This is a genomic window from Microcoleus sp. PH2017_05_CCC_O_A (genome assembly GCF_020738785.1).
GTDB lineage: Bacteria > Cyanobacteriota > Cyanobacteriia > Cyanobacteriales > Microcoleaceae > Microcoleus.
The window spans coordinates 1-17,656 of record NZ_JAEQCB010000066.1 but is presented as its reverse complement, the minus strand read 5'-3'; the positions used below and the strand labels follow the sequence as shown (position 1 = coordinate 17,656).

Annotated in this window: 18 protein-coding genes and 1 riboswitch; of the genes, 13 read left to right on the top strand and 5 right to left on the bottom strand. The window is 44.9% G+C overall.

The features are described 5' to 3' along the window. Positions 1-148 precede the first annotated feature (148 nt). Positions 149-313: riboswitch (cobalamin riboswitch) on the top strand. A 21-nt stretch (positions 314-334) separates the two neighbouring features. Continuing rightward, the gene (locus JGK20_RS16505; protein ID WP_366039053.1) at positions 335-751 is read left to right on the top strand and encodes a DUF1636 domain-containing protein; all 417 of its coding nucleotides are present in this window, start codon (positions 335-337) and stop codon (positions 749-751) included. Positions 752-939: 188 nt separating this feature from the next. Here JGK20_RS16505 and JGK20_RS16500 read toward each other — a convergent pair whose 3' ends face one another. After that, positions 940-1,515, bottom strand: a complete 576-nt coding sequence (locus JGK20_RS16500; RefSeq protein WP_293231409.1) for a Uma2 family endonuclease — start codon at positions 1,513-1,515, stop codon at positions 940-942. 78 nt (positions 1,516-1,593) lie between these two features. Then, the gene (locus JGK20_RS16495) at positions 1,594-2,574 is read right to left on the bottom strand and encodes a metallophosphoesterase (RefSeq protein ID WP_293192277.1); all 981 of its coding nucleotides are present in this window, start codon (positions 2,572-2,574) and stop codon (positions 1,594-1,596) included. 181 nt (positions 2,575-2,755) lie between these two features. On the opposite strand from JGK20_RS16495, the gene JGK20_RS16490 reads away from it, so the two are divergent. After that, positions 2,756-4,015, top strand: a complete 1,260-nt coding sequence (locus JGK20_RS16490) for a CapA family protein (protein WP_293231406.1) — start codon at positions 2,756-2,758, stop codon at positions 4,013-4,015. A gap of 165 nt (positions 4,016-4,180) precedes the next feature. On the opposite strand, the gene JGK20_RS16485 is transcribed toward JGK20_RS16490, so the two are convergent. Further along, positions 4,181-4,930 (bottom strand): cobalt-precorrin-6A reductase, encoded by a 750-nt coding sequence (locus JGK20_RS16485; RefSeq protein ID WP_293231405.1) that lies wholly within the window; start codon positions 4,928-4,930, stop codon positions 4,181-4,183. Between the two features lie 190 nt (positions 4,931-5,120). Here JGK20_RS16485 and JGK20_RS16480 point away from each other — a divergent pair, with 190 nt between their 5' ends. Then, positions 5,121-5,939, top strand: a complete 819-nt coding sequence (locus JGK20_RS16480; RefSeq protein WP_293192275.1) for a tetratricopeptide repeat protein — start codon at positions 5,121-5,123, stop codon at positions 5,937-5,939. A 499-nt stretch (positions 5,940-6,438) separates the two neighbouring features. Here the strand turns inward: JGK20_RS16480 and JGK20_RS16475 are convergent, their stop codons facing one another. After that, positions 6,439-7,227 (bottom strand): TIGR01548 family HAD-type hydrolase, encoded by a 789-nt coding sequence (locus JGK20_RS16475; protein WP_293181283.1) that lies wholly within the window; start codon positions 7,225-7,227, stop codon positions 6,439-6,441. A 177-nt stretch (positions 7,228-7,404) separates the two neighbouring features. Between JGK20_RS16475 and JGK20_RS16470 the strand changes: the two genes are divergently transcribed. The 4 genes from JGK20_RS16470 (at position 7,405) to obgE (ending at position 12,219) form a co-directional block, all read left to right on the top strand. Then, on the top strand, positions 7,405-7,716 hold the full coding sequence (locus JGK20_RS16470; protein WP_293181450.1) for a 30S ribosomal protein PSRP-3: 312 nt from the start codon (positions 7,405-7,407) through the stop codon (positions 7,714-7,716). A gap of 484 nt (positions 7,717-8,200) precedes the next feature. Further along, positions 8,201-9,274 (top strand): class I SAM-dependent methyltransferase, encoded by a 1,074-nt coding sequence (locus tag JGK20_RS16465; protein ID WP_293181286.1) that lies wholly within the window; start codon positions 8,201-8,203, stop codon positions 9,272-9,274. A gap of 651 nt (positions 9,275-9,925) precedes the next feature. Then, on the top strand, positions 9,926-10,801 hold the full coding sequence (locus tag JGK20_RS16460; RefSeq protein ID WP_293181289.1) for a Mo-dependent nitrogenase C-terminal domain-containing protein: 876 nt from the start codon (positions 9,926-9,928) through the stop codon (positions 10,799-10,801). A 377-nt stretch (positions 10,802-11,178) separates the two neighbouring features. After that, on the top strand, positions 11,179-12,219 hold the full coding sequence (obgE, locus tag JGK20_RS16455) for a GTPase ObgE (RefSeq protein WP_293225010.1): 1,041 nt from the start codon (positions 11,179-11,181) through the stop codon (positions 12,217-12,219). Positions 12,220-12,487: 268 nt separating this feature from the next. Here obgE and JGK20_RS16450 read toward each other — a convergent pair whose 3' ends face one another. After that, the gene (locus JGK20_RS16450) at positions 12,488-12,865 is read right to left on the bottom strand and encodes a hypothetical protein (protein WP_293231402.1); all 378 of its coding nucleotides are present in this window, start codon (positions 12,863-12,865) and stop codon (positions 12,488-12,490) included. Between the two features lie 236 nt (positions 12,866-13,101). Between JGK20_RS16450 and JGK20_RS16445 the strand changes: the two genes are divergently transcribed. From JGK20_RS16445 to JGK20_RS16420, 6 genes are all read left to right on the top strand, one after another. Next, on the top strand, positions 13,102-14,007 hold the full coding sequence (locus tag JGK20_RS16445; protein WP_293231399.1) for a D-hexose-6-phosphate mutarotase: 906 nt from the start codon (positions 13,102-13,104) through the stop codon (positions 14,005-14,007). A 219-nt stretch (positions 14,008-14,226) separates the two neighbouring features. Next, complete coding sequence (locus JGK20_RS16440) at positions 14,227-14,400, top strand: hypothetical protein (protein ID WP_293181301.1); 174 nt, start codon at positions 14,227-14,229, stop codon at positions 14,398-14,400. A gap of 208 nt (positions 14,401-14,608) precedes the next feature. Further along, positions 14,609-15,025 carry a XisH family protein gene (locus tag JGK20_RS16435; RefSeq protein ID WP_293231397.1) on the top strand — a complete coding sequence of 139 codons (417 nt, stop codon included), beginning with the start codon at positions 14,609-14,611 and terminating at the stop codon, positions 15,023-15,025. Next, positions 15,013-15,354 carry a XisI protein gene (locus JGK20_RS16430; RefSeq protein ID WP_293192269.1) on the top strand — a complete coding sequence of 114 codons (342 nt, stop codon included), beginning with the start codon at positions 15,013-15,015 and terminating at the stop codon, positions 15,352-15,354. The genes JGK20_RS16435 and JGK20_RS16430 overlap by 13 nt, the downstream gene beginning before the upstream one ends. A gap of 164 nt (positions 15,355-15,518) precedes the next feature. Continuing rightward, the gene (locus JGK20_RS16425) at positions 15,519-17,048 is read left to right on the top strand and encodes a phosphomannomutase/phosphoglucomutase (protein ID WP_293211247.1); all 1,530 of its coding nucleotides are present in this window, start codon (positions 15,519-15,521) and stop codon (positions 17,046-17,048) included. A 258-nt stretch (positions 17,049-17,306) separates the two neighbouring features. After that, a complete protein-coding gene (locus tag JGK20_RS16420) occupies positions 17,307-17,534 on the top strand; it encodes a hypothetical protein (RefSeq protein ID WP_293181313.1) in 228 nt (75 codons plus the stop codon). Positions 17,535-17,656: the final 122 nt, after the last annotated feature.

Below are 17,656 nucleotides of genomic sequence, written 5' to 3'. Positions count from 1 at the left end.
GTTCATAAGGTTTGTAGTGAGGACTTCAGTCCGCAGAAATATCAGAGGACTAAAGTCCTTACTACGAACAGGGTTAATTTATGTGGTTAGATATTAAAAATCGCTGTTACCAAGATAACTTTTTTGGGAAAGGGTGGCAAGTGTGATAGGATTTGAATTCGCGATCGGTTCTAGCGGGGAGCAGCCGCCAGAGGAAACGGGGAAAGTTCGGTGCAAGTCCGGCGCTGTCCCGCAACTGTAATGAGGTTTGTAGTAAGGACTTCAGTCCTCTACCTCTAAAGTCAGAATGCCCGCCGATATCTAACTCACTTTTGAACGCATCTACGAGGTATGGATGATGAATGGAACTAAACGAAACACGGTTGTACGCACAAAACACTGTCTTTTGGTTTGCACTGCTTGCGCTAGTGTTTGGAAAGATGGCAAGCGCGAAGGTAAAAGTGGTGGCCAACAATTCATGGAAGATTTATCTAAACTCGCTAAAGATTGGGAGTTGTCTGATGAGTTTGAGATTCAAGAAGTTGAGTGCATGAGTGCTTGCAGTCATTCTTGTGCGGTCTCTTTTGCTGCTGCTGGAAAGTATACTTATCTGTTTGGTGATTTGCCTCCAAATGAACCGAAAAGTGTCGAAGCTGTACTCGAATGCGCGGGTCAATACTATGCTAAACCGGATGGTTTGTTGCCTTGGTCTGAGCGTCCTCAAGCTTTGAAAAAAGGCGTTTTGGCTAAGATTCCACCGCTGGGAAATTAGAGATAAGGAGCGAAAATTTGGCGTTGCTGAACTTAAGTATGAATTCACATTTTTTACCCTTGAGTAAAACATAGACTTTTTGGGTATAACTCAATTCATACTGTCAATCAGCAATGCGATTGTGTGCTTAGGTAAAGGTTCGTAGTGAGGACTTGAGTCCTCTGTTTTGATGAGGACTAAAGTCCTCACTACGAACCTGTCGTTGATGCTTGCATTCTCAACCAGCTAAATACTTGTTCGGCGGTGATATTCAAGGGAATGATTTCGGGTACGGGAACGACATCGCTACCTTCGCAGAATTGCGGTTGTTGATTGGGTAAAAATGCTAAAATCGATCGATCGCCTGGATCGACTAGCCATCCCAACTGACAGCCATGTTCGAGACAGTGAATAATTTTTTTAGTTACGCGGTTGGAGCTTTGTTCTGGCGATAAAATTTCGATCGCCCAATAGGGTGCAATTAGCACATCATCCAACGGTTCACCGTTGCTATCAAACTCCATCTGTTCCCACAATAGTACCGCAACATCGGGCACAATCGAGCGCCCGCCAAACGTACACCGCAACTCTGGAAAAGCGTAAGCTATCTTGGGTTCCTCTACCACTTCATTAATGGTACGCAGGAATCGCCCCTGGAGACGAGAATGCTTTGTTTTAGGCATAGGTTTTTGGATGATTTCGCCCTCAATGTATTCGCTGGCTGGTTTAGTTTCTGGCAGTTTCAGAAATTCTTCAAGGGTAATGCGCTCAGTTGCGATCGTCATAAATAAATTCCTCCATGCTAGCGATCTTCAGTATAAGCGAAACAATATTTATCTGGGATACAACTGGTGTTAATTTGCCTAATTTTTGGGAACAATCTGCTGTTTAAATTCAAACACGTTAGGATTTTTGGGGTCATAAAAAGCCCGCAACCAATGCACGTTTGGAGAACCAAAAGTTTCAACTCTGGTAAAGTTTAGCAGTCTGGGGAGTTGAGTGTCATCGTCAAAACGAGGTAAAGGTTTGTCGATGCGGAAATAGTGAGTATCGCCATGCACGAATACGACTTGTCCGGGAAAATTGCGGGTTTCTGTTTCCAGAGTTGCGATAAAATCGTTGTAGCCGGTTATTCTTTTGTCGGTTCGATCGAGTTCAAAGCCCGGATTTGCTTGTGCAACTAATATGATTCCTTTGCTGTTGCTGCGTTTTGCTGAAGCAAAAGATTCTTTAATCCAGGCTAAATTAGCGAAATTGCGATCGGCATATTCTTTATCCTGTTCGGGAGTCCGGCCAAAATTGTTGTTGCTTCCCGGCATATTTATCGCCAAAAATGTTATCCCGTTATAAATCCAGCGGACATTTTCACGATATTTAGCAAACTGCGAATTTTCGCTTTGGCGGGTGAGAGTTAAGGTACGTTTCCCCAAACTTTGAGTGCCTTTGTTGAAGATTTCCCGCAGTTTAGCAAGTCTTTCTATGGGATTGTTGTAACTGGCGTTATTTGAACGGTGACAGTCAGTCCATTCGTTATCACCATAGGCGAGAATGAAGGGCATTTCAAATTTATTAAATAACTGCTGGCGGCTGACAAAAGTTGCATCATCGCAGACAGATCCACCGCTTTTGATATCGCCGTCGTGAATGACAAAGGCTGCGGGCGATCGATTGATATCTGCAATCAAATTCGGAAATTTTGCTTCTTGTTCTGCGCTGTAAGGCAAATCGCCAATTAAGGCAAATTCAAAAGGTCGATCGCTCGAACTCTGAGCGTAACTCAAAATACCAAAACCCGTAATTGAGAAGAAAACAATAAAGGCAATAATGAGATATTTTTTTGTCATTTATTTGGGTGTAACTAATCGAGTCATTATAAATTGCGTAATCCGAACAAAGAACCCGGGCTTTTTAAGGAAGATTGAGAGTTTTTAGCCAATATTTTTGTTGAAAAACTTAGTTTCCAGCCAACGGTGTGCAAGGCATAATGATGATATCATAGATGCCGATAAATCACTCTTAAAAGTTATGACTTTTCGTCGGTTGCTTTCGGTAATTGCCGTGTTTTCGATCGCAAGCTGCGACATCCAAACGCCAAAAACCAACACACAGCGTACAGAAAGCCGTAGCTTGCGGGGCGGGACGCCATCGCCAATTGCAACACCTGCACCGGCTAAACCCAAGTCTGAGATTAAAGAAGCGCAACTAATTGCTGTCGGCGATATCATGATGCACATTACTCAAACAATCTCGGGCTACGATGCAAAAAAGCAAACATACAATTTTGACAGCTTCTTCGCACCAGTTAAAAGTATCCTGTCAAAAGGCGATTGGGTAACGGGAAACCTGGAAACACCTTTAGCGGGCGAAGATGCGGGCGGATATACGGGATATCCGCTATTTAACGCACCAGTGCAATTACTGGATGCTGCGAAAAAAGCTGGATTTAATATCTTGACAACCGCGAATAATCATGCTTTGGATCGGGGAGAAATAGGGGTAATTAGGACGATCGCAAATTTGGGCGATCGCAAAATTGCATCAACAGGGACAGCCAAGTCTAAAGCAGCGGGCGATAGGATTTTGATCGTCACCAAAAACAACATATCGCTAGCCATGCTAGCCTACAGCTACGGCACAAACGGCATCCCGATACCCAAAGGCAAAGATTACCTAGTTTCGCTAATCGACGAAAAACAGATAATCAAAGACATCGCCAAAGCCCGAAAAAAAGGAGCAGATGCGATCGCAATTTCCCTGCATTTTGGCGACGAATATCAGCGACAGCCAAACACCCAACAAAAACAATTAGTTGAAAACATTTTAAAAGCCGGTGCAGACATCATTCTCGGCAGTCATCCCCACGTCGTCCAGCCTTACAAAATATTTAAATTCAAAGGAAAGAATGGGAAAACCAGAAAGGCCGTAGCAATTTATTCAATGGGAAACTTCATCTCGGGGCAGACCCAAGATTATACAGACTTAGGTGTAATTGTGCAAATAAATATTCGCAAGAAATTTCCCGAAAAGACCACAGAAATTATCAGCATTAAAACAATTCCGACTTGGGTACACCGCTATACTTTGAACAATAAATCTAAGTATCGCATTTTGCCGTTAGAAACAACTGTCAATCAGAAAAAAGATGCGCTGCTAGCAACTTCGCAGTATCCAGTTTTAAAAGGATATTTACAAGAAATGAACAATCATCTTAACTCATTGAATAACAAAGATAAGACGGCGGTTGAAACCGCGCCTAGACAAACAAATTCCGCCTCCGCGGAATGAAGAAAATAACGCGACAATATTTCGTTGTTACCCGCAGATTCAGAAAAACCTGGTTTCTTGATTGCGGTAGCCGAGAAACCGGGTTTTTTTCGACAATATTTCGTTGTCACCCGCAAATTTATAAAAAACCCGGTTTCTTTAGTCGGAGTGCGTAAGTTGTGATTTTCACTTCAACTGCTGAATTAGCCAATCAATCGCCCCCGACACATCAGCAACCCGCTCAACATTGGGAATCGGAGTCCGCTGCACCATTACAACAGGAATATTCAACTCCCTAGCGGCGATAATTTTCGGATATGTCGCAGCGCCACCGCTGTTTTTGCTAACAATTGTATCAATCTGATATTGCAAGAGCAATTCCCGCTCGTCCGCCAATGAAAAAGGCCCCCTTGCTAATAATAATTCACCATGAGGAACAAGAGTATTTTGTGCCGGAGGATCGATCGCCCGCATCAAACACCAAACATCCTCCAAACCCGCAAACTCCGCCAATTCCTGCCTCCCAATCGTCAGAAACACCCGCCGAGAATGCCCTGACAAAGCCCTTGCAGCCTCCGAGTGGCTGGCGACTTCAATCCAGCGATCGCCCTCCACGGCCTCCCACGCAGGGCGCACCAGCATCAAATGAGGGACATGACACTCAGCCGCAGCCACCGCAGCATTGGCTGAAATCTGCGCTGCAAACGGATGAGTTGCATCAATTAAAAAGTCGATCGGGCTACAACGCAAAAACTCAGCCAGCCCAGCCGCCCCACCAAACCCCCCAATCCGCACCGTACCCGTTTTTGGGGTCAAAGGCTGTTTAGTCCGCCCTGCAAGCGAAGATATCACCTCGATATCAGCAATTTGAGCAGCTCTGGCAGCTACTTCAATAGCATCACCCGTTCCGCCCAAAATTAATAAGCGTTTTTTCATAAAATTACTTTTAACTGATAAGATTTAACCAACGACCGCAATTTAGGTTAATAATATATTTAAGCTGTTCTGTATTTAAATTGTTCTGTGTCAAAAACAAATCAAAGTCTTGTGGGATGGGCTTCTAGCCCGTCCCAAATACTCAATTTAAATACGCAACAGCTTAGTAAAGTTTCAACTGCCACCAAAGATGATTCGCTCACTTTTCACATTTTTTACAGTATTAATTGTAACCGGGTTAGTTTGGTTGGGAAATATCGCGCCCGCCGCCGCACAACTACAAGCAACAGAGCTCACCCCTCAGCAGCAGGAATTAGGAGAACTTGTTCAGAAAGCTTTTGAGGCTACAAACGAAGGCAAATTTCCCGCCGCAGAAACTTTGTGGACAGAAATTATTGACAAATTTCCCTCACAAGCCGCCGCTTGGAGTAACCGAGGCAATTCGAGAGTCAGCCAAAACAAACTACAATTAGCAATTGCTGACTACGAAAAGGCGATCGAACTAGCTCCGAATGCTCCCGATCCCTACCTAAATCGCGGCACAGCCTTAGAAGGTTTAGGACGCTGGGAAGAAGCGATCGCCGACTACAATCATGTGCTAGAATTAGACCCGAAAGATCCAGCCGCCTACAACAACCGAGGTAACGCCGAAGCAGGTTTAGGACAATGGGAAATAGCAATTAAAGACTACAGCAAAGCTTTTGAATTGGCGCCCGAATACGCCTTTGCTCGTGCCAATCACGCCCTCGCACTTTATCAAAACGGGCAAACCAAAGAAGCAATTCGCAACATGAAAAACATTGTCCGCAGATATCCCCAATTTGCGGATATGAGAGCAGCCCTCAGCGCCTGTCTTTGGGAGGCTGGACAGCGCGGTGAAGCTGAGAGCAATTGGGTGGCCGCAGTCGGTCTCGATTCCCGCTACAAAGACCTCGATTGGGTGGCAAAAACCCGCCGCTGGCCGCCAGTTGTAGTTAGCGCTTTAGACAAATTCTTGAACTTGAAATAAGATTAGACGGCGGTTGATTAGACGGCGGTTGATTAGACGGCGGTTGATTAGACGGCGGTTGATTAGACGGCGGTTGAAACCGCGTCTACACAAACCAAACCCGCCGACGCGGGTTGAAGATAAAACGGCGGTTGAAACCGCGTCTACATAAACCAAACCTGCCGACGCAGGTTGAAGATAAAACGGCGGTTGAAACCGCGTCTACACAAACCAAACCCGCCGACGCGGGTTGAAGATAAAACGGCGGTTGAAACCGCGTCTACACAAACCAAACCTGCCTCCGCAGGTTGAAGATAAAACGGTTAAAATTATGTTATTTTCTTGAGTCCGCGGAGGCGGACATCGTTTGTGTAGACGCGGTTTCAACCGCCGTCTGAGCGGACATCGTTGGTGTAGACGCGGTTTCAACCGCCCTCTTTCTTAAGTCTGCGGAGGCAGACATTGTTGGTGTAGACGCGGTTTCAACCGCCGTCTAATTCTCCAATGTACCGACGCGGTTTCAACCGCCGTATAATTCTCCAATTCGTGCAGCATTCAACTCCTCGATATTCCTAAAAATCGCCGCAGCACCAGCTTTTTTCAGCGCCGCAGCATAGGCTTCACAGCGAACAGAATCATCCAAAACGTGAGGCGGCAAAATTCCTGCACCCAGCCAAACCCGATTCGGTTGTAATTCCCGCGCCTTCACCACGGTGTAAATATCGGCAACTGTATCTCCCGCATAAATCACGGGCAAATTGCTTTCTAAACCGTGCCGATTTTCCAACTGTTCAATTGTCGAGAAAAGTCCAGTCGGATCTGGTTTTCCCGGTGCATCTTCCATCGCGACTAACACGGGGGAATTTAAGCCGAGTTTCCCTTCCAAAACATAAGCTGCTTCATCGTGCATCGCGCCACTAAAAAATCCCCAAGCAACGCCTCCAATTGTTAGATTTTCCAGGTAAGCTGGATTTAACAGCAGCGGTTCGTCACAAATGTAACCAGTCCAATTTTTATCGTCATTCCCGCGATAGCGACTTTGGAAAAAAGCGACTAATTCGTCATATTTGAAATCGAGTTGATTTCGCGATCGCCCAATTCCATCAAAATAACGGCAAACTAACTCCAAAGACGCTTCCCAGTCATTATTCCACACACCCTCAGACTTCAGAGAGTCGATATCGATCGAATTCGGGCGAAAAGCACCAGCCGTGAAATGTTCTACCGCATCTGCGATCGCCCTTCGATAGGAACCGGACACATCCCGCACCACACCATCAATGTCAAAAACTAAAATAAATCTGCTCATAACTTAATTATCCCTGTACCTGGGGCGAGTGAGTGGACAAATTTTATTGGTTTCGGGCCCCTAAGCAGCGGGAAACCCAGCCCTTCGACAAAACTTTTAATCGCCGATGAGCCATTATTGAACAGAATGTGCTACGCTTAGCGATTGTAGAAATTTTTAATAAGTTCGATCGGAACCCTGGAGGTTTGCTTGTCCAAGTTCATCTTAAAAGTTCTCTGGCTAGAAGAGAATGTTGCCCTCGCCGTTGACCAAGTTGTCGGTAAAGGAACTAGCCCGCTGACAGCTTATTTTTTCTGGCCGCGCAAGGATGCGTGGGAAGAACTCAAAAACGAACTCGAAGCCAAACACTGGATTGCTGACAACGATCGCGTCGAAGTCCTCAACCAAGCTACAGAAGTAATCAACTACTGGCAAGAAGAAGGCAGACGGCGCCCGATGACTGAAGCTCAGTCAAAGTTCCCTGAAGTGACTTTTACCGGCAGCAACTAAGCCTAGCTTTCAGTTGCTACCCAGATAAATTGCCTGTGATGGCTAACAGGAGAACGAGAGAGGGGGAGAAGGCGAGAGGATTTGCTTTTTCCACCTCGTCCTGAAAAATACACTTTAAATGCGCTACAGCCGATCGAGGTATTGCCCTTTTCAAGGGCGGTGAGGTATGTCAGGTAATGGGTAATGGGTAATGGGTAATTGGTAATGGGTAATTGGTAATTAGTAATCACTTGAGTGCACTAACTTAAGAAGCGCTATATTAACTCGAATTTTCAGACATAATCGGGTTCTGGGCCTGGTAGATTTGAGATGAGAGATTTAAGATTTATCCAAAACAAAGCTCAAAGTAGATAAGGGCAAAAATATCGTATCTACAAGATACTATTGTTTTTTACTAACAACTGACAACTAACAACTGACAACTGGCAACTGTCAACTGTCAACTGTCAACTGTCAACTGTCAACTGACTTCTTCCCGGAACTTATGGGCGCCGAAAGCACGATCGACCAAACCGAACAAATGCCGCTGGTAGTCAATCCCGACATTCTCCAGCAAGCCATCCTCTACAAAATTAACACTCGCGTCACCGCACGCGGAGAATTAGTTTTCCCCTGCGTACCGGGAATGGTAAACCACTATCTCAAGTCAATCGAAAAGCTATTTAGCACCCTCGACAGACCCCTCCCAGAAGACCGTAAAGAGGAACTCAGAAAGCTTTTAGCGACTAAATTAGAACAGGGCTACCGCACTTCAACAGCATCGATGATGATTCTGCAATACGAATCAGTGCAGCCGCCACAAACCGGTTTAGCTTGCAAAGTAATTGTCACTACTTCAACAGTAGGAGAACAATATAAAAGCTGGGTTGACACCAGAGAACCGCCTCTATTTGGTTCCCATCCCGATGCAAAATTGATGGCAACGGCTGCTAAATTGGGAAATCCCGATCGCATCCGCATCTTAGACGTGGGGGCCGGTACCGGGCGCAATACCTTACCGCTGGCGAGATTGGGCTATTCTGTAGATGCGATCGAGCTAACCCCAGCTTTTGCAGAACAATTGCAAACAGCCGCCACCGCCGAAAACCTTCCCGTCACAGTAACAGAAGGCGACGTGCTCGATCCCTTAATGCGGATGAAACCAGCCCGCTACCAACTTGCAGTTGCCGCCGAAGTCATCTCACATTTTCGAGACATCGATCAAGTACGGCTTTTCCTTGCCAAAATGTGCGATTTCCTCTGTCCCGGAGGCGTGTTGCTCTTCAGCACATTCTTAACCGTCGGCGACTACCAGCCAGACGCCCTCGTGCGACAAGTTGCACAACTTTCCTGGTCTACTTTATTCACGCCCCAAGAGCTCGCCGCCGCCATGGAAGGCTTACCCTTAGTCCAAATATCCGACGAATTGGTGTGGGAATACGAACGCCACCACCTGCCAAAAGAAGCCTGGCCGCCAACGCCTTGGTTCCCGAGTTGGGCCACAGGTAGAGATGTCTTCCCGATGGCAAATGGACGGCCGCCCATGGAATTGCGCTGGATTTTGTGCCGCCGCAGCTAATACCATTTTCGATCTGAGGTACGTTGTTGCGCTTGAGCGCTCTTTATAATCTTAGGAAAGAGCGCTTTCATTGCAACAACGTACCTTGATTTAATGGTATTTCTTCTGTAAAACCTAGATCCACCCGGAGCGCTGAAGCGCAACTACATACCTTCGGAGCGCTGAAGCGCAACTACGTACCTTCGGAGCGCTGAAGCGCAACTACGTACCTTTTTTTATTGTGATTGTTCCGTCTTGGACTGATTTATAAGCTGCCCCAGCAATCAAAACCTTTGAGATAGGCTGATAGTTCCATCAAGTCTTTTTATTTTCACAGCATAAAGCCGACTTATTGTCAAATGTTACGGAGCCGACACACAAAAATTTACAAATATATATATTAAAATGTAAACATAGCGAAGTAAAATCGCCCGTGGGTGAGAAACCCGGTTGCTGATTAGATCCTATCTTGGCAAACCTGTGATTGCTTGCGATAAATTGGGTCGATCTGGCGTTGAAATTACGTAAAATTCGATACGCTATCTAAAATCGGTGCAACTATACTTAACAATGAATCAACAAAACCTATTCCTCCAGATAGACGACGCTTTAGGGGAAGAGGATTAAACCATAGATTAGCTCGCTAATTGGCGAAGCTCCTGAGACACAAATATGCTTTTAACACGTCCACTACAAGCGTTTGGAGCAATCTTCGGGCACAAACCTTTCACAAAAAGATCGATCGAGCAAAAAACCAGTAAAAATTATTTAGAGGGGAATAGTTATCCCGCTCCAAACCAACAACTAGACTGGTATATCATCCAACTGGAAACGCTGATGAGTAACGCAAAATCTAACTGCACCGATGGAGAGATTGCCGCTTGGCTGCGGGGATTGCTGACAATTGCTTGGGCTGACGGCAACTTTGACGAAAACGAGCAAAAAATGATTGCTAGCCTGACTCAGGATGAACTAAATCCGGTATCTTTTGAGACCGGTTTTGAACCGATTACCGCAGAGGAACTAGCTGCTGTATTCGGGACAGGTACCGCCAACGGGGAGAATTTTTTGAGAACAGCAGTCATGGTAGCCTTAGCAGACGGTACTTACTCTCTGAGCGAAGACGAGGTACTTTACAAGTTTTGCACAGCTTTGGGTCATAACGTGGAGGCGATCGAATCTCTGCGACACACGATCGAAGACAGCAGCGCGCAGCCGCAGGAATCAAGCAGCCAAACAGCCGTTGATTATGCAGCAACACCGCTTTCTGGGCGGCCTCAACCTCAGCAGAAAAATGTCCTGACACCCGTGAAAGACTGGCTTGACGGCTGGGAAGTTCACGATCCGAGAGTGGCACGTTTTGTCTGCAAAATGATTCCACCGCAGTGTCCGTTTGAGCGAGATGTCGTATTATTCGGCCGCAAAATCGTCCACATTCCACCGATGTGCAAGCTTAACCCGCTGTACGAACAATTGGTGGGGATGCGCTTTCGAGCTCTCTGCTATTTGGCAGATGATTGCAAGGAAGATGTATCGTCATATTGTTAGGGGAATTGGGCATTGGGCATTGGGAATGGGGAATGGGGAATTGGTAATTGGTAATTGGTCAATTTTGTGAGATTTTCGATTAATGACTGTATGCTATGAACCAATGACTCCTAATTAGTTGAGTAGGATGGTGAATTTCTGTTTTGTAAAAAGCATTTTTTCTTTGAGTGCTGTCCCTGCTCGCGTGATTATATAAGCACTAGAACGGGGACAGCACTACATACAAAAGTAAAACACATCCTACTCCCTACTCGGGAGTAGGATGTGTAATTCACACCAAAAGATAAACATTTTACTTGGATCTGGTATCATAACTAATGACTACTGACTAATGACTACTGACTACTGACTATTGACCAATAATTATTGATTAAATTATGCAATTTATCGATCGCGCAGATGTTCAAGTCGCAGCCGGCAAAGGCGGCGACGGTATGGTAGCTTTTCGCAGAGAAAAGTATATACCGGCGGGCGGGCCAAGCGGCGGCACCGGCGGGCGGGGCGGTTCTGTGTTTATGGTGGCGGTGGAAAGCCTGCAAACGCTGCTGGATTTCCAGTACAACCGGATTTTTAAAGGCGAAAACGGGAAGAAGGGCGCGCCGAAGAATATGACTGGTGCTTCAGGAGCCGATCGCACGATCGAAGTTCCCTGCGGTACAGTAGTTTACGATGCGGAAACTCAGGCAATTTTAGCAGATTTGGTGACGCCCGGACAGACTTTTTGTGTAGCCAAAGGTGGTAAAGGCGGTTTAGGAAATAAGTGTTTTCTGACAAATTCTAACCGCGCTCCAGATTATGCGCTACCGGGAAAAGAAGGAGAACACAAGTTTTTGCGCTTGGAATTGAAGCTGTTAGCTGAAGTTGGAATTATTGGTTTGCCGAATGCTGGCAAATCTACGCTAATTTCTGCTTTGTCGGCGGCGCGTCCAAAGATTGCAGATTATCCGTTTACAACTTTAATTCCGAATTTGGGCGTAGTCAAAAAACCAACCGGCGACGGTACTGTTTTTGCTGATATTCCAGGATTAATTGCCGGGGCTCACGAGGGCGCGGGTTTGGGTTATGAGTTTTTGCGGCACATTGAACGGACTCGGTTGTTGCTGCATTTGGTGGATATTACTGATGAAGATCCGATCGCCGATTACGTCACAATTCAAGAAGAATTGAAAGCTTACGGGCGAGGTTTGGCCGATCGGCCGCAGATTTTGGCTTTTAATAAGGTAGATGCGATCGATCTTGAGGATGAGGAAATTGGAAATGCGATCGCGCGATTGCAGGAAATCAGCGGTGCTCCGGTGTTGATGATTTCGGCTGTGAGTCGAGTTGGGTTGGATGAGTTGATGCACCAAGTTTGGCTGAAACTCGATGAGATGAATGAGGTTGAAGCGGAGGCGCTGTTAGCAGTGGGAGTCTTGTAGCCCTTATTTCCTGACATAGGGATTGAAACCGTTATCTGTGAAGATTGACACAATCAAAAACAGCAAAAAAACCAAAATTCCCGATCGGAGATTTTGCATTATTTTTGGCAATTGATATCAGAAACCAGTTGATTAATCTTTGCATAATTCCCAGAAACCGGGTTTCTTCCGAAATCTCTCGCCACCAAACCTAAATTTTCTGAGAAACCCGGTTTCTTAATCTTTGCATAATTCCCAGAAACCGGGTTTCTTAACTAAATGAACGCGATTATGGCTTGACAACAATAATTCCCTTACCTGGACCAGAGAAAATTTCAACGTGAGCGACTCGCCCAGTCCCAGAATAAAATCTGACTTCGGCTTTCGCTTCAGAAGGCATTGATTTCCAACCACCATTAGAGGCAACTAGAATAGTTTTTAATCCATCATTCCAGTCAATTATAATTTGGTTGGGACTCTGCTTGATCGAACAGCCTATTGTTTGAGCCTGCGTTTGATTCTGTCCGTAAAAACTGCATTTGGAGCTATAATCTTCACCAGAATTTCTCGTCTGGGCTTGAGTATTGGTACTGAAAGCTATTGTCGAACCTAGTAGCAAATTAGCCACTAAAAATGTTTTATAAAATAAAGATAACTTAAGTTTCATAGTTGGGCGCTCCAGATACAAAAATGCGGTATTCGTTCAAAATTCAGACAGTGAAATTGCAACCAGGATAAAAATTCAACAAACCTTGTTAACTCTCAAATCTTCTTAATGTCCTCCCAACACCAGAATACAACCAACATTAGCCGATCGCACATTCCACTCAAACTCAACAATACAAACAACCGCAGCAACCATAATATCGGATAATTGGGAAGCAATTAACCTCCGCCACCAGCATGAGTATTGACCAACTAAACACAGACTACAGCATCGCCGGCCACCTCACCTTCGCCAGCGGAAACGGCGGTTTCCCGATGATTCACATCGACAACGGCCAAGCCAAAGCCTTGATATCTGTGTATTCCGGCCAAGTGCTCTCCTTCCAACCAGCCACCGAAACCGCAGATTTGATGTTCCTCAGCGACAAAGCCTACTACGCCGAAGGGAAAGCCATCAAAGGCGGTGTACCCATCTGTTGGCCTTGGTTTGGCCCAGATCCCGAAGGCTTGGGCCGCCCAGCCCACGGGTTTGTCCGCAATCGCCTCTGGAATGTCGTCAACACTGGTACAACTCCTGACGGCGCAACCGAAGTCACCCTAGGCCTCAAGGATACTGAGGAAACTAGAGCAATTTGGCCCCAAGCTTTTGAACTGGCGATCGCAATTACGATCGGCACCACTCTCACAGTAGAATTAATCACCCGCAATCTCGGCGACAAAGCATTTCCCCTCACCCAAGCCTTCCACACCTATTTCCTAGTCGGAGACATCAACCGCGTGCAGGTGTTGGGTTTAGAAAACAGCCAATATCTTGATAAAGTTGACGGTGGAGTCGAAAAAACTCAAGTAGGTGCAGTCGTAGCTGTCGGTGAGGTCGATCGAATTTATCTCGATGTCACCAACGAATTCGTCATAGACGATGCCGCCCTCAATCGTCGGATTCGGATTAAATCATCTGGCAGTAAATCCGCCGTTGTGTGGAATCCCTGGGTGAAAATTTCTGCAAGCATGGCCGACCTTGATGATAGCGATTATCAGCGTTTAATCTGCGTAGAAACGACCAATGCGGCGACGGATATTGTCGAAGTCCCCGCGAAAGGCGAGTTCCGCTTAGCGGCAGTTTACAGCGTTGAGCATGATTAAGCAATGAGAGTTTAATCTCAGCGGTGATGGGGCTATAATTTCCATTGTTGGATTGAAAAACTCTGTCACCGTAATGCCTAAGTCTTACCCTCAGAGATATTGCTATAATGAGATATCAAGATAAGTTATGGAAAAATCAACAGCTAATATCGTTTAAGCTTGGATCGGAATGATTTAACCGCAGAGAGCGCAGAGAACACAGAGTCAGAAAAGAGAGAGATGAATAATTCTAATACCAATGAATTTGATATAATATCCGAATATACTGAGTGGCAAAGTACCGAGTGGCAAGACTATTCATTAACGCAACTTTTCTACGAAGATGATGAAATTGAATATTCCTTGGAAGATGCTCAAGAAATCTATCAAATTAATCAATTTAAATCTACATAATGGATACAAATAAAAGACCATTCTTTGTCGTAAAATAAACCTCAAAGAACAAAAAAGTGATTTTTCTTATTGGCAAACTCAATCTTATCAAGCCAGACTTAAGGCATTAGAAGAAATTCGTCATAGTTATCACCAATGGAAATACAAAAATACTGAATCAAGACTTCAAAGAGTTTATACAATTTCTCAACGATAATCATTAATTACTATGGCAAAAGACATATTTCATAACACCGTCAAAATCGCTCTTCAAAAAGAAGGTTGGCAAATCACCCACGATCCTTATCAACTGCGCTATGGTATAGCTGATATCTACATTGACTTAGCTGCCGAATCAGCGATCGCAGCCGAAAAAGAAGGCAGTCAAATCGCAGTAGAAGTAAAAAGCTTTATTAGTGGCTCTAACATTTCAGCATTTCACACGGCTCTTGGTCAATTTCTAAACTACCGAATTGCCATAGAAGTTTCTGATGAACCAGGGCGTATTTTGTATCTAGCAGTACCTAGAGATGCTTATCAAACCTTTTTACGTTTTGAACCAGCAAAAACTGTCATTGAGCGGTATCAGGTTCGGTTAATTGTTTATAATCCAAATAGTGAGGCTATTGAACAATGGATAGAATAAATGAGTATCGCCAAATTGTTTGTCAATTTCTCGAAGACTTCGCCAAAGACGACACCCAAGCTCAGTTAATTTTTGACCATTCACGCGATCGCTATTTGGTGATACATCATAGTTGGCGCGATGAATATCGCATATATGGTTGCGCCATGCACTTAGATATCATCGAGGGCCAAGTTTGGATTCAGCAAAATAGCACCGAAGTCTTCATCGATCAAGAGCTAATTCAGCGCGGTGTCTGTAACAAAGATATCATTTTGGGATTTCGCTCACCCACAATCCGCAAACATCTTGCCGCTATCCTAGACAGTCAAGAAAGTGATACAGTTTGACAAGGCTTTTAACAATGGGCAATTGATAATTGGATCGAAACCGGGTTTAACTCCCTCACCTATAATATGGATTGTTTGAGGGTAGGGTTTGAATCTCCATCCAAAAAATTCACTGTCAACTGTCAACTGTCAACTGTCAACTGCTATACTTACCATCAATGATTATGCAAAACTATAACTGGACAAAACTGCAAAATGGCTCAGATATTCGCGGTATCGCCCTCGAAGGGGTTCCCGATGAAAAAGTTAACCTCACTCCCGAAATTGCGACAATTTTAGGTCAATCCTTTGTCAGTTGGCTGGTGCAAAAAGTCAATAAACCTGCGGAAAAGTTGATAATTGCGATCGGGCGTGACAGTCGCCTATCCGGGCCAACTTTAATGCAAGCAGTCATGGATGGTATAGCCTTAGTTGGTTCTACAGTATATGACTTTGAAATGGCATCAACTCCCGCCATGTTTATGAGTACAATCACTCCAGGTTTTGAGTGCGACGGCGCGATTATGCTGACTGCTAGCCATTTACCTTTTAATCGCAACGGCTTAAAGTTTTTCACCGCTAAGGGTGGATTACAAAAAAAAGATATTACCGATATCTTAACATTTGCCGAAACCAATGAGTTTAAAAAAGCTGCCGTTTTCGGTACTATTACCAAGCATGATTTTATCTCAGTTTATGGCAACCAATTTGTCGAAAAGATTAGGGAATCAGTCAATCATCCCGATAATTTTGAGCAGCCGCTGACAGGCTTGAAAATTGTTGTGGATGCGGGGAATGGTGCGGGCGGATTTTATGTGGATAAAGTCTTAAAGCCTTTGGGTGCAGACACTACCGGCAGTCAATTTTTAGAACCGGATGGTACATTCCCAAATCACGTGCCGAATCCCGAAGATAAACAGGCAATGCAGTCAATTTGTCAAGCGGTAATTGCCAATCAAGCTGATTTTGGGATTATTTTTGATACGGATGTCGATCGCAGTGCGGCTGTGGATCAATTTGGCAAGGAACTGAATCGCAATCGGTTAATCGCGTTGATTTCGGCGATCGTCCTACAAGAGCACCCAGGCTCTACCGTCGTTACGGATTCTATCACATCCGATGGTTTAACGCAATTCATCGAACAGGATTTAAAAGGAATTCACCATCGCTTTAAACGCGGTTACAAAAATGTGATTGACGAGTCGATTCGCCTCAATGCAGCGGGACAGGAATCATGGCTGGCGATTGAAACTTCTGGACATGGCGCTTTGAAGGAAAATTACTTTCTGGATGATGGCGCTTACTTGGTGAGCAAATTATTGATTGAATTGGCTAAATCCAAATTAGCTAATCAATCTTTGCCGGATTTAATTGCGAATTTACAAGAACCTGAAGAAAGTGCAGAGTTTCGGATTAAAATTGGTGTGGATGATTTCAAAGCTCAGGGAAATTTGGTAATTGAGAAACTGCAAGAATTTGTCTCAACCCAAGCCGACTGGGGAATTGTACCCAATAATTACGAAGGTTTGCGAGTTTCCTGCACGTCAGCTAGCGAATCGGGCTGGTTTCTGCTACGCTTGTCACTGCACGATCCGGTGATGCCTTTGAATGTTGAGTCGAATGTTAAGGGTGGTGTTGCTCAAATAGTCGATCGCCTTTTAGCTTTTTTCCAAACAACAGAATCTCTTGATTTGTCGGCACTATCGAGTAGATAAAGAAGACGGCGGTTGAAACCGCCAGAAAGATAAAGAAGACGGCGGTTGAAACCGCCAGAAAGATAAAGAAGACGGCGGTTGAAACCGCGTCTACACAAGCAAAGTCCGCCTCCGCGGACTGAAGAAAATAACTGAAGAAAATAACGCAATTTTCACCGTCAATTCTTCAACCTGCGGAGGCACGTGCAAGTTTGTATAGACGCGGTTTCAACCGCCGAGTTTTCTATTAATAAACCAAACCCAAGGAGGGATTTTATCATGTGGCTTTTAATCATTAAATGTTCTGCGGAAAGCTGGACTCTCAATTCCAAAGCTTTCAAAGTCATTGCTGACAAATATCCGGCTACGCCTCTTTCTTCCAAAAAGATGAAAGGCGACGGTGAACGCATCATGGAATATAAACTGGAAAATGTCAATGATGTAGAGGATTTTATGGAAGAATGCTTGACTTTAGAGGGTTTTACTGCTACTTTTGAATCTCTGTAAATCTCAAATCAAAAAGGTACGTAGTTGCGCTTCAGCGCTCTTTCTTATATTAGGATGAAAGAGCGCTAAAGCGCAACAACATACCTCAAATCAAAAAGGTACGTAGTTGCGCTTCAGCGCTC